Below are 13,080 nucleotides of genomic sequence, written 5' to 3'. Positions count from 1 at the left end.
GGGGGAGGGATTCCTGCATTTTATGCAGATTCCTAACCTGACAATTATGATAACTATTAATATTTTTAAAAAAACTATTAGATTTGACGTAACGATATTATAAGAGGGAGGTAAAAAGATGAATGTAAAGAAAGAAGGAGAAGTTTATCGCTGCGATATCTGTGGTAATGTTGTTGAGGTAAAGGAAGCTGGCGGTGGAGAACTTGTTTGTTGTGGTGAGCCAATGAAATTAGAAAAATAATCTTAAAAAATTAATTACAGCCCGGGGTCTTTACTCCGGGCTGTTAAATGCTTTTATTCTAAATTAAGATAAAATTTAATTTATTTCTTAAAGGATTTAGCACTGCTTACGAGAAGTAAATATAATAGAAATTATTCTAATAAAAAAAATAAAATATAGAATGATTAATTATTTTGATTAACAGCTACAATACAGAAAACATAATTGGGAGGAAAATTATAAAATGAATTACTTCGAGAAGAAAAAAATCAAGGATATTTTAGAAGATAATATTGATAGCTATAAAGACATTATTGTTATGGGATGGGTAAGAACAAAAAGGGTCTCAAAAAATATTGCCTTTATAGAAATCAATGATGGGAGTGCATTAGAAAATCTGCAGCTTGTTATTTTAAATCCAGATCAGCATCCACTGGCAGATATTAATACAGGTGCCAGTATTAAAGTAAAAGGATATATAGATAAAGTTGAGGGTAGAGAACAGGATGTAGAGATGAAGGCCGAAGAAATAGATATTATTGGAGAGGCTCCAGAAGATTTTATTTTGCAGAAAAAAAGACACAGTTTTGAATTTTTAAGAGAAATTGCTCATTTAAGAGCCAGAACCAATACCTTTGGTGTTGTTAATCGTTTCCGCAGTAAGATGTCTTATGCAGTTCATGATTATTTTTATAATAAAGATTTTAAATATATCCATACTCCAATAATTACTTCAGGCGATGCAGAGGGAGCAGGTGAAGTTTTTAAAGTAACTACCCTAGATTTAGATAATCTTCCTCGAACAGAAAAAGGAGAAATAAATTACAATAAAGACTTTTTTGCTAAAGAAACCGGTCTTACCGTAAGTGGCCAGCTGGAGGCTGAATTGCTGGCAACTGCGCTTGGAGATGTTTATACTTTTGGACCCACCTTTAGAGCTGAAAATTCCAATACCTCCCGCCATGCTTCTGAGTTCTGGATGATTGAACCAGAAATGGCTTTCTGTAATCTGGATGAAATGATGACTTTAATGGAAGATTTTATCAAGAATTTATTTAAATTTGCTCTGGAAGAGGCAGAAGAGGAAATGGACTTTTTTAATCAGTGGATTGAAGAAGGACGTCGAGAAATGATTGAGAATATTATTGAAGCTGACTTCGGTAGAATTACCTATACTGAAGCTATAGAAATTTTAGAAAATAGTAATCAGGACTTTGAGTATCCAGTTAGCTGGGGTGTTGATCTGCAGTCTGAGCACGAAAGATATTTGACAGAAGAACACTTTAAAAAGCCAATTATGGTTAAGGATTATCCAGAAGAAATTAAAGCCTTCTATATGCGCCAGAATGATGATGGTAAAACAGTTGCAGCAGTTGACTGTCTGGTGCCTGGTGTTGGAGAAATTGTTGGCGGCAGCCAGCGTGAAGAAAGATATGATAAACTAAAACAACGAATGGAAGAACTAAATATGGATTTAGAAAAATATGAGTGGTTTCTGGATATTAGAAAATATGGATCAGTACCACATTCTGGTTTCGGGCTGGGTTTTGAAAGACTTTTAATGTATCTTTCTGGAATGCAAAATATCAGAGATATTATTTCATTCCCCCGTACTCCTGGTAATGCTGAATTTTAATAAATAAACTTAAGTCAATGAGGAGAAAAGAGATGTTAAAAGAAAATAAAGCATTATTAATTACTATAATTACATTTTTCTTACTTGTAATTATAAGTTCTTCAATTTATGCAGCCGAAAATTTTAAAACTGATATTATTGTTTATACAGCTGAACCGGAAGGTGCTGCAGCGGCTGTTGCAGCTGCCAGAGAAGGTAAAGAAGTTATTTTAGTTATGACCAGAAAAAAACCGGGTGGCTTAATGACCTATGCTGCTCTTAATTTTCTGGACTTAAATTATGATCGTAATTCAAATAATATAAATCAGGGATTATTTTCGGAATGGCATCAAAAAGTTGGGTCATCTATCTCATTTTCTCCTCAAAAAGCAGAATCTGTATTTGAGGAGATGCTGGAGGCAGAAAAAAATATAAAAATTATAAACTCTGCTAAACTGCAGGAAGTTTACAGAAAAGATAATAAAATTGAATCAATAAAAATAAAAAAAGATAATAATCTTTATCACCTTCGTGCAGAAATTTTTATTGATGCATCACAGGATGGTGATCTAGCTGTAGCTGCCGGAGAAGAATTCTTTCTAGGCACAGCTGATATTAATTTAAGAAACAGCTGGATGGCTTCTACTCAAATTTTAAAATTTTCAGGAGTAGAACCAGAAAAACTGAGAAAAGCAGTTAGAAATAATCGATATCAAAAGAGTTATTTTAGCGATGATCATGCCTGGGGATTTTCTAATTTTGGTAAGAGTTATCAGCCCCGGAATCAGGATCTGCGTTTAAGAGGCCTTAACATAGTTTTTATAGAAAAAGCAGGCAGTTATAAGGCATATATTAATGCACTGCTTTTATTTAATGTAGATCCGCTTTCTGAGGCTTCAATTGCAGAAGCTAAAAATAAGGCAGCAGCAGAAGCAGAACTGATATTAAAATATTTGCAGAATAATTTAGCAGGTTTTGAAAAGGCTGAGCTTGTTGATTTACCGCAAGAGCTTTATAGAAGAGAAAGCAGACATCTTTTAACGGAATACCAGTTAAAAGTTAAAGATTTATTTCGTCAGAAAATATTTGCGGATAGTATAACAATTGCCTCTTATCCGCTGGATTATCAGGCGGCAGACCATGATTATCCTGGTTTTGTCTTATTTAATCCCGAATATTATGCTATTCCCTTAAGAACTTTAATTGCTCGAAAAAATAATAATTTAATGATTGTTGGCCGCAGCAGTGGTTACAGCTCGCTGGCAGCAGCAAGTGCTCGAGTTTTACCAGTCGGAATGAATACAGCCGAAGCAGCAGCAATTGCAGCTTCAGAAGCGTTAAATAAAAAGAAAACTCTGCTTGAAATTGCCCATGATAATCAAAGTTTAAATAAAATTCGTTCTCAGTTAAATATTAATCTGGGGAAATACCCTTCAGAATCTCCAATTATAAAGGAACAAAAACTTTTAATCAGTCTGGAAAAATTACTTTCCTGGGGAATTACAATTGGAGGTTACAATAATAATTTTAAATTAAATATACCACCAACAGAAAAAGAATTTACAGCAATTATTTTAAAAATTATGCAGAAAAAAGAAGCAAAAAATCTTTATGAATGGGTGCCCGGCAGCCTTGAAACTTTAAGCAGCAGCCAAAAATTAACTACAACTAATGCTTTAAAATTGCTGCTGGCAGCCGAAAGCCAGCGAGTTTTGGAAATGGAAAGTAAAGAATATTTAACAAAAGCTGTAGAAATGAATTTAATACCGGATAGTTTAATTGGGATTTTCTCTAAATCCAGAATTATGAATAGAAAAGAAATGATTCTACTTGCGGCACATTATTTAGATCGTTTTTCTACTCCATCTGACCTGAAATTTATAAGGGGTGAAAATTTTGACTAAGGACAGCTATCATACATATTATCCCTCACCAATTGGTATATTAAAAATTAATTTTAATAATCGAGCTTTATTAAAAATAGAATTTGATGATCATTTAAGAGAGGTAAAGAATAACTGCCAGAAGAATTTTTACGAGGATCCGGAAATACTCAAAATTTATAATTTGATTTTTGATCAGCTAAATCAGTATTTTTTGGGCAAAAGAAATTCTTTTGAAATTCCAATTCAATTAGATGGTAGTGCCTTAGAACTTAAAGTTTGGAATCATTTGCAAAATATTCCTTATGGTGAAACTTATTCTTATCTCGAGCTGGCAGCTGCAGTTGGTAAACCCAATGCTGCTCAAGCAGTAGCAAAGGCAAATACTAAAAATCCAATTGCAGTAATTATTCCCTGTCATAGAGTTATTTCTGCAGATGGCGAGCTCAGCAATTATTCTGGTGGAGTCTGGAGAAAAGAGTGGCTCTTACAACATGAAAATAATAAAAGTAAAAAAATAGAAAGGAAGATTTCCTTTGTCTAAAGAATTAAAAAAAAGAGAAGAAATTGAGGAAAAATATAAGTGGAATTTGAATGATATTTATACTGATGATCTTGAGTTCGAATCTGAACTGGAGGAAGCTCTGGCAGAAGTAAAGAAAATAGAAGAACTAAAGAATGATTTTACTGATAGTGCTGATAATTTGCTAAATTCTTTAAATAAAATTATTAAAATTGAAGAAAAAACAGCAAGATTATATTCTTACGCTCATATGAAATATGATCAGAATACTCAGAACGAAAAATACCAAAATTACAAAAATAAAGCAATGATGACTTATAATAAACTTTCTAATTCAACAGCCTTTATGGTACCAGCAATTATTCAACTGGGAGAAGAAAAATTAGAAAACTATAAATCAGAAAATGAAGAACTAGAATTTTTTAATCATTTTTTTGAGAATATTTTAAGACAGAAAGAACATTTTCTTTCTGCAGAAGAAGAAAAAATTCTGGCATTAGCTGGAGAAGTTACTCAGAGTTCAGAGAATATCTTTAGTATGTTGAATAATGCCGATCTAGAATTTCCTCTAATTAAAGATGAAAATAACGAAGAGCTGCGGCTAACTCACGGCAGATATATTGATTTATTAAAAAATGAAAATAGAAGAGTCCGGGAGGATGCATTTGAGGGAATGCACGGAGAATATGAGAAGCTTGAAAACACATTTGCGGCTGTGCTGGATAGCTCAGTTAAAGGGAATGTTTTTTATGCACGGGCCAGAAAATATGATAGTGCCTTAGAATCGGCTCTGGATAATGATAATATCAGCACTGCTGTTTATAATAATTTAATTGATACTGTTTCTGATAACTTAGAACCACTGCATCAGTATATGGAGCTCAAAAAAGAAATGCTGGAGCTGGATGAACTGCATATATATGATACTTATACTCCTTTAATCAAAGAGATTGATCTTAAATTTGAGTATCAGGAAACAAAAGATATTATTAAAAAAGCGGTAAAACCTCTGGGAGATAACTATATTAATAAGGTGGAAGAGGGTTTTAATTCAGGCTGGATAGACGTTTATGAAAATAAAGGGAAGCGCTCAGGAGCTTATTCAAGCGGTTGTTATGGTGTTCATCCCTATATTTTAACGAATTATACCCAGGATATCAGTAATTTATTTACTTTAATCCACGAAATGGGTCATGCAATGCACAGTTATTATGCAAATAAAAATCAGCCCTATTTATATGCTGATTATAAGATCTTTGTGGCAGAAGTTGCCTCAACCCTAAATGAAAATTTACTATTAGATTATATGCTGGATAACGCAGAAAGTAGAGAAGAAAAACTTTATCTCTTAAATTACTTTTTAGAGGGCTTCAGGGGTACTGTTTACAGACAGACAATGTTTGCTGAATTCGAGAAAATGATTCATGAGAGGGTGGAAGCTGGAGAAAGTCTAACCTCTCAGGCAATGAAAACAATGTACAGAAAGTTAAATCAGAAATATTTTGGTGAGGTTCTGGTTATTGATCAAAAACTGGATTATGAATGGGCCAGAATTCCTCATTTCTACTATAATTTCTATGTCTATAAATATGCAACAGGTTATTCTGCAGCAGCTGCTCTGGCTGATAAAATACAGAATGAAGGCCCGGAAACTGCAGCTAATTATTTAGAATTTCTAAAAGCAGGTGGTAGTGATTATCCACTCAATATTTTAAGAAAAGCCGGTGTTGATATGGAAAAATCTGATGCCATAGAAAATGCAGCTGCTAAATTCAATAAATATTTAAAACAGCTGCAGGAATTAATCTAAAGCTGAATAAATAATCAGCTGTTAATTAAGAAGTTGAATAATAAAATTATTTACTGAAAAAGTTAATTATATCTTCAGCACATCTTTCTTTTTCAAGGTCATTGATAATAACATGGGATGATTTTTGATAGATCTTTTGATCTACTAAAAATTGTCCCATTTTTTTATTTAAAAACTCATCAATTTTCTCACTGTTAACCTGTTCATCATTGGTGGATAAAATAAGTTGAGTTGGAACATTTATTTTTGATGCTGCTTTTCTACCTTTTTTCATTAATTTGTATAATTCCGCCAGAGCTTCTGGATAATAATTAAAGCTGTAATTATTATGATATTCAATCTCTGCTTCCGTTAATTTATCTTTATCAACTTCAAAATTTTTATTCAGTTTTTTAATAAAATATTTAACATAGGGAGTAAAAGCAATACTTTTATTGGAAGCAAAAAATGCCGGGGCCACCAGAGATAATTTTTTAACTTTAAAATTAGCTGCAATCAGTGACGCCAGCAGACCACCCATTGAAAGTCCGGCCAGATAAATATTCTGATAATCATTTTTTAAATATAAATAACTGTCAACACTTTTGCGCAGCCACTGATCGGCACTGCTGTTTAAAAAATCAGAAGTATTTGTAGCATGGCCGGGCAGTCGAGGAACATAGACAGGTAAATTTAGGGTATTATTTATTTTATTTGCAATATAATCCCAGTTGGTGCTTTTACCACCAAACCCATGAATTAAAAGAACCGCTTCCTGTTGCTGTTGATTAGTAAAACCGTATTTAATTTCTCTACCCAGAGGGTTAATTTTTGTTGAACTGTCAATTTGATTTAATTTCAATTTTAGATCACCCAGTCCTTCTTTTCTTTAATCTTATTATATTTGAGATTCAATTTAAAGAATTAATTTTAAATTTATAAATAAAAGTGATAGAATGTTATTTAGAAAACAAACTTAATCTCAGGAGGTGAATGTTTAATAGTTTAAACTATTAAACTAAAATATGAAAGATAAAATTATAGAAAGAGCAGAATATTTAAGAGATAACATAATTTTAAGCACTCAGGAACTGGTGAAAATCCCAAGTGTTGAAGCAGAGCCAGACGGCGATTATCCCTATGGTAAAGATGTCTATCGGGCCTTAGAAAAAGCACTGGAAATTTCTGAGAAGCTGGGTTTTAAAACCAAAAACATTGATAATCAGGCAGCCCATGTCGAAATGGGAGAAGGAGAAGAAATACTGGCCCTGCTCTGTCACCTGGATGTAGTACCAGAGGGAAGTGACTGGACTTATCCTCCTTTTGCAGCCGAAATTCATGATGATAAAATCTATGGTAGAGGAACTATCGATGATAAGGGACCGGCAGCAGCAGGTCTTTACGCAATGAAAATTGTTCAGGAACTGGGAGTTAAATTAGATAAAAGGGTCAGATTAATTCTGGGTACAAATGAAGAGTCGGGTATGGCTTCTCTTAATCACTATTTTAAAAAGGAAAAAATGCCTGAGCTGGCTTTTAGTCCGGATGCTACTTTTCCTGCTATTCATGCAGAAAAAGGAATTGCAGATCTCAAATTTTCGCTGGCTTTAAATGGAGATACCGGAGACAGGCGGGATGGACTGCAGCTGGAGCAGATTAAAGGCGGGAATGCTGCCAATATGGTTCCTGATTATGCAGAAGCAGTTTTATCCGGTTTGAAAAAAGAGGAACTGCTGGAGCTGCTGGCAGATATTGATTATGAGCAGGATGACTTAAAAATTGAGACAGAAAATAGTAAAATCAAATTATCCTATCAAGGGATTTCTGCCCACGGAAGTATGCCCCAAGATGGAAAAAATGCGATTTCATATTTAATTAATATCCTGGCTGAACTTCCATTTGCCAGTTCCAGAACAGAAGATTTTTTAACATTTTATAAAGAAAAAATTGGACTTGAATATGATGGTGCTTCCATTGGCTGTAAAGATCATGATGATGTACCAACATCCTTAACCTTTAATCCAGGAATTATTAAAGGTGATCAAAAGAAAATAGAATTTATAGTCAATATTCGCTATCCAGTTAAATCAAGTGCTAAAAAAGTAGTTGATGATATTAAAAAGAATATTGATCAGCAGCTAATCAGTTTAGATTTATTAAGTGATGCAGAACCACTGTATATTGCTAAAGATGATCCGTTTATTAAAAAATTGATGACTGCCTATCAGGAATTTACAGGTGATAATAGTGATCCGGTGGCAATTGGTGGGGGAACCTATGCCCGCAAAGTAACAAAAGGAGTTGCTTTTGGTCCACTTTTCCCGGGCCAGCCCGAATTAGCTCACCAGAAAGACGAGTTTATCCGGATTGATGATCTGGTTAAAAGTGCAGCTATTTATGCAAAGGCAATTATTGATATTGCCGGGGTGAAAGATGATGAATAAAGAAGCAGAAGAACTATTGAAATTCATTAATAATTCTCCGACTGCTTTTCACGCAGCTTTAGAATTAGAAAAAGAGCTTGAAAAACTGGGTTTTAAAGAACTTGATCCCGGACAGAAGTGGGATTTAAGTGAAGGGGAAAAGTATTTTATCAGCCGCAATGATTCTGCTATAATAGCCTTTATTACCGGGAAAGATTTTTTAAATCAGGGTTTCAGAATTATTTCCTCACATACTGACAGTCCTGCTTTAAAAGTTAAACCTGATCCTGTTATTAATAATGAGGGGCAGTATCTTTTAAATACAGAGATTTATGGAGGCCCTATTTTAAATACCTGGTATGATAGAGAACTATCCCTGGCCGGTAAAATTATTCTTAAATCTGAAAATTCTTTTGCCCTGCGGGAAGAATTGATTGATTTAGAAGAAAATCTGGCGGTAATTCCTAATCTGGCAATCCACTTAAATAAAGATGTTAATCAAAAAGGAAAAGTTGATAAGAAAAAGGGCTTAAGAGCACTAATAACTCAGGCTTTAAATCAAGATAATGAAGAGGAGCATGAAAAGAAAAGCTCTGATCCCGAAAATCAATTTAGTCTGAAAGCTTTAATTGAAAAATTTAGCGATTACAAAGCAGAAGATATTCTGGAGACAGAATTATATCTTTATCCAACTCAAAAAGCTCAGTTTTTAGGTCCCAATCAGGAATATATTTCAGCCGGATGTCAGGATAATCTGTCGATGGTACACGCCGCACTTAAGGCCTTAACCTCATCCGGGGTAGAAGACTGGACTCAGATGGCAGTCTTTTATGACAATGAAGAAATCGGAAGCCATACTCCTCAGGGAGCAGACTCTCCCTTTGCTGGAGATATAATTGAAAGAATAATTTATAATCTGGGTGCCGAAAAAGAAGATTATTATAGAATTATTGAAAAATCATTTTTGCTTTCTGCAGATATGGCTCATGCAGTCCATCCCAATTTCAGTGAGGAATATGATCAGAATAATCGTCCTTTATTAAATCAGGGACCGGTAATTAAATATAATGCGAATTTAAAGTATACTACCAATGCCAGTACTGCCGGAGTTTTAATTGATCTGATGGATAAAAATGATATACCCTATCAATTTTATAGCAACCGCAGTGACAAACGCGGTGGCTCAACTATTGGACCAATTGCTGCAACTCAGCTGGGAATTAAAAGTATTGATCTTGGTAATCCTCTGCTGGCTATGCATTCCAGCAGGGAACTGGGAGGCAGTTTAGATCATAAAGAAATGATTAAAGTTATGACTTTATTTTTAAAAGAAAACTAATTTATAAGGAAAAATCATCTGCAAATTTGACGGCTGATATCTTTATGATATCAGCTCTGATTTTCTGAATTTTGATCTATGTTAGCAGTTTATAAATTATATCAAAAGGGAAAATGAAGTACAAATTATTTAGTTTGATCAGTTTCTATAAACTAGAATAACACAATAGGGAGGAAATAGAGTGAGTAATTTTGAATTTTCAAGCCTGGAAAATAGAGATAACACCATGGCTACTAAATGGGATAAACGGGAAGAAATTTTTGGCAGCCAGGATATTTTGCCAATGTGGGTAGCTGATTCTGACTGGCAGACAGCTCCAGCGGTAAAGAAAAGACTGCAGGAAAAAGTTGAAGAGGGTATTTTTGGTTACAGTTTTGCCGATCAGAGTATTTATCAGGCAGTCCAGGACTGGCTGCAGCGGAGATTTGATTTGGCTGTTAAAAAGGACTGGCTAATTTTTGATACTGGAGTTGTACCGGCTATTAATTTTACTCTAAAAGCAATTACAGAGCCAGATGAGGCGGTAATTGTTCAGCCTCCGGTCTACAGGCCTTTTTATGGAGCAGTCAAAAATAATAACTGTCAGCTTCTCAAAAATGAATTAATTAAAACAAATAATTACTATCAGATGGACTTAAATCATTTAGAAAAGCAGATAAAAGAATCTAATCAGCAGGGAAACCGGGTCAGAGCTATGATTTTCTGCAGTCCCCATAATCCTGTGGGACGTGTCTGGCAGAAAGAGGAATTACTGAAGCTGCTGCGCTTATTAAAAAAAGAGGATATTTATCTTTTGAGTGATGAAATCCATTTAGACTTGATTTTACCAGGTTATCAACATACACCCGTTCTGAAGCTGCTTTTAGCAAGAGATGAATTTAAAGAGTACCGTAAAAAGGTTATTTCTTTGATGGCAGCCAGCAAGACTTTTAATATTGCGGGTTTACATACCTCCTATACTATTATTGAATCCAGAGAACTGCGTGCTGCCTATCAAAAGGCAAAAGAAGGTTTTGCAACCGGGAACAGTCCATTTGGTCTTCTGGCCTTAAAGTCAGCCTATAATGAGGGGGAGGAATGGCTGGAAGCACAGCTAAAGTATCTAGAGGCTAACTATAAATTTCTGCAGCAGTATATCAAAGAAAATATTCCTCAAATTAAGGTTACAGAAGAAGAAGGTACATATTTAATCTGGCTGGATTGTTCGCAGCTGGGTTTTGAAAAAGATGAGCAATTAATAGAATTTATGAATAAAAATGCAAAGGTGGGACTTAATCCAGGCCGCTGGTTTGGAGATGCAGGTTCAATGCATATGCGCTTAAATATCGCCTGTCCCCGCCAGAGATTAGAAGAAGGCTTAAAAAGAATCAAAACAGCTGTAGCTAGCTTAGAAAATGGATGACAGAAGGTAACAAATGATTTTAAAGAAAGGAAGTTTTAATTTGGAGAAAGTTAAAGTTATTGTAATTGGTGGGGGGCCGGCAGGAATGATGGCTGCTCTGCAGGCTGCTAAAAATGGTTATCAGGTTAGTTTAGTTGAAAAAAATAAAAACCTGGGTAAAAAATTACTAATTACCGGTAAAGGGCGCTGTAATTTAACAAATTATTCGGATTTAAATCAGCATATCAAAAATATTGTTGATAATCCAGATTTTATGTACAGCTCACTGGCTGAATTCGATGCTTACAGGCTTTATTATTTTTTTGAAGGCCTGGGACTACCCTTAAAAATCGAAAGAGGAGACAGGGTTTTCCCCAGCTCAAATCGCGCTCAGGATGTGCTAAAAGTATTACAGAAAGAATTATTTAAACATGAGGTTGAACTAATTCAGGATCAGGTAGTTGAAATTTTGATTAAGGATCAAAAAGTTAAAGGGGTGAACTTAAAATATCAGGACCAGCTGGAGGCAGATAAGATAATTCTGGCAGCAGGTGGAAGTTCTTATCCACAGACTGGTTCTGATGGGAGTGGATTTGAACTGGCTCAGGAGACTGGACATAAAATAATTAATCCGGAGCCCGGGCTCTGCGGTTTGAAAACTAAGGAAGACTGGATTTATGAGGCTCAGGGACTAAAATTGAAATATGTTAGCTTAAGTTTATTAAAAAATGGAGAAGAAATTTTTAGTGAATTTGGAGATTTAGAGATCAGGAATAATTATTTAGATGGCCCGATAGTCATTTCTGCTTCGATGCACATAGATCAAAATCCAGAAGCTTATCAATTGGAAATTGATCTCAAACCTGCTCTTGATTTTCAGACCTTAGACCAGAGAATTTTAAGAGATTTTGATAAATACAGCAATAAGTATTTTGGCAACAGCCTGGGAGACTTACTGCCCCAGAAACTTATTCCAGTTATTTTAAAACTCTCTTCAATAGATTATGATAAAACAGTAAACCAGATTACTGCAGAGGAAAGAGAAGAACTGATATACTTATTAAAGAAATTAAAACTTAATATTAAAGCTAAAAAAGGATTTGAAAGAGCAATAGTAACCAGAGGTGGAATTAGCACTGAAGAAATTAACCCTAAAACAATGGAATCCAGGTTAATCGATAATTTATATTTTGCCGGTGAGGTAATTGATCTGGCAGCTATGACAGGTGGCTATAATCTGCAGATTGCGTTTTCTACAGGCTATAAAGCAGGAAATAATTTAAATTAAATAGAAAAAAACCGCAGCCAGCTGACTGCGGTTCTGTTTTGCTCCAATTTCTTCAAATTTTATAAGTAATTACTCAGCGTCTTCTTCTTGACCCTGAAGTTTATTTGTAATTACCTGATTTACAGAATTCATCAGCTGATTAAAGTGATTCTGAGCTTCATAGAATTCAGAGATTTTATCATTTTGCTTCATTTTTTGCTCCATCATCTGTAATTCCTGCTTCTTTTCATCACTAACTTCCTGACCATTCTGCTGCATCATCTGTACCTGCTGATATTTTGCATTCAGATTATCAAGCATTGACTTTGCGTCTTCATCTTCAACCATAATTTCTTCTTTTTCTTTTAATTCCTGAAATTCCTGTGATTCAACAATTGCATCTGCAAGATCTTCCGCATATTCCATAACTGTTGCCATTTAATTTCACCTCATTAAAGTATTTTCGTTATTTTTCCATAATTTCTAATAACCAATATTTATGTTAACATCCACTACAACTTATGTCAAATAAGATTAGTAATAGGCAGAGATTCCGCAAATGATTTTTAAAAAATAAAAAAGATAAAATATTACTCTAAACAGTATTTTCTACACTAAAATCAGCTCAAATAAGATACAG

General features: G+C 34.3%; 11 protein-coding genes. 9 read left to right on the top strand and 2 right to left on the bottom strand.

Annotated features, from left to right (window positions below; all coding sequences use genetic code 11):
• Positions 1-118 precede the first annotated feature (118 nt).
• The 5 genes from DFR79_RS15415 (at position 119) to pepF (ending at position 6,051) form a co-directional block, all read left to right on the top strand.
• Entirely contained in the window at positions 119-241 is a 123-nt protein-coding gene (locus DFR79_RS15415; protein WP_111571298.1) for a desulfoferrodoxin FeS4 iron-binding domain-containing protein, read from the top strand.
• A 223-nt stretch (positions 242-464) separates the two neighbouring features.
• A complete protein-coding gene (gene asnS / locus DFR79_RS15410; protein ID WP_133516356.1) occupies positions 465-1,856 on the top strand; it encodes an asparagine--tRNA ligase in 1,392 nt (463 codons plus the stop codon).
• Between the two features lie 32 nt (positions 1,857-1,888).
• The gene (locus DFR79_RS15405; RefSeq protein WP_133516355.1) at positions 1,889-3,739 is read left to right on the top strand and encodes an FAD-dependent oxidoreductase; all 1,851 of its coding nucleotides are present in this window, start codon (positions 1,889-1,891) and stop codon (positions 3,737-3,739) included.
• Positions 3,732-4,262 carry a methylated-DNA--[protein]-cysteine S-methyltransferase gene (locus DFR79_RS15400; protein ID WP_133516354.1) on the top strand — a complete coding sequence of 177 codons (531 nt, stop codon included), beginning with the start codon at positions 3,732-3,734 and terminating at the stop codon, positions 4,260-4,262. Before DFR79_RS15405 ends, DFR79_RS15400 begins: the two co-directional genes overlap by 8 nt.
• Positions 4,255-6,051 (top strand): oligoendopeptidase F, encoded by a 1,797-nt coding sequence (pepF, locus tag DFR79_RS15395; protein ID WP_133516353.1) that lies wholly within the window; start codon positions 4,255-4,257, stop codon positions 6,049-6,051. Before DFR79_RS15400 ends, pepF begins: the two co-directional genes overlap by 8 nt.
• A gap of 46 nt (positions 6,052-6,097) precedes the next feature.
• Here the strand turns inward: pepF and DFR79_RS15390 are convergent, their stop codons facing one another.
• The gene (locus tag DFR79_RS15390; protein WP_133516352.1) at positions 6,098-6,892 is read right to left on the bottom strand and encodes an alpha/beta hydrolase; all 795 of its coding nucleotides are present in this window, start codon (positions 6,890-6,892) and stop codon (positions 6,098-6,100) included.
• Positions 6,893-7,055: 163 nt separating this feature from the next.
• On the opposite strand from DFR79_RS15390, the gene pepV reads away from it, so the two are divergent.
• The 4 genes from pepV to DFR79_RS15370 all read left to right on the top strand — a co-directional run bounded on the left by pepV (position 7,056) and on the right by DFR79_RS15370 (position 12,461).
• Complete coding sequence (pepV, locus tag DFR79_RS15385) at positions 7,056-8,474, top strand: dipeptidase PepV (protein WP_133516351.1); 1,419 nt, start codon at positions 7,056-7,058, stop codon at positions 8,472-8,474.
• A complete protein-coding gene (locus DFR79_RS15380; RefSeq protein WP_133516350.1) occupies positions 8,467-9,792 on the top strand; it encodes a M18 family aminopeptidase in 1,326 nt (441 codons plus the stop codon). Before pepV ends, DFR79_RS15380 begins: the two co-directional genes overlap by 8 nt.
• 181 nt (positions 9,793-9,973) lie before the next feature.
• The gene (locus DFR79_RS15375) at positions 9,974-11,194 is read left to right on the top strand and encodes a MalY/PatB family protein (protein ID WP_133516349.1); all 1,221 of its coding nucleotides are present in this window, start codon (positions 9,974-9,976) and stop codon (positions 11,192-11,194) included.
• A gap of 13 nt (positions 11,195-11,207) precedes the next feature.
• Positions 11,208-12,461 (top strand): NAD(P)/FAD-dependent oxidoreductase, encoded by a 1,254-nt coding sequence (locus tag DFR79_RS15370; protein ID WP_133516348.1) that lies wholly within the window; start codon positions 11,208-11,210, stop codon positions 12,459-12,461.
• A gap of 69 nt (positions 12,462-12,530) precedes the next feature.
• Here DFR79_RS15370 and DFR79_RS15365 read toward each other — a convergent pair whose 3' ends face one another.
• On the bottom strand, positions 12,531-12,878 hold the full coding sequence (locus tag DFR79_RS15365) for a YlbF family regulator (RefSeq protein WP_133516347.1): 348 nt from the start codon (positions 12,876-12,878) through the stop codon (positions 12,531-12,533).
• Between the last annotated feature and the right edge of the window lie 202 nt (positions 12,879-13,080).

The sequence above is a fragment of the Halanaerobium saccharolyticum genome, assembly GCF_004362045.1.
Lineage (GTDB): Bacteria > Bacillota > Halanaerobiia > Halanaerobiales > Halanaerobiaceae > Halanaerobium > Halanaerobium saccharolyticum_C.
The sequence above is the reverse complement of the archived record's forward strand: the minus strand, read 5'-3'. Positions and strand labels throughout refer to the sequence as shown.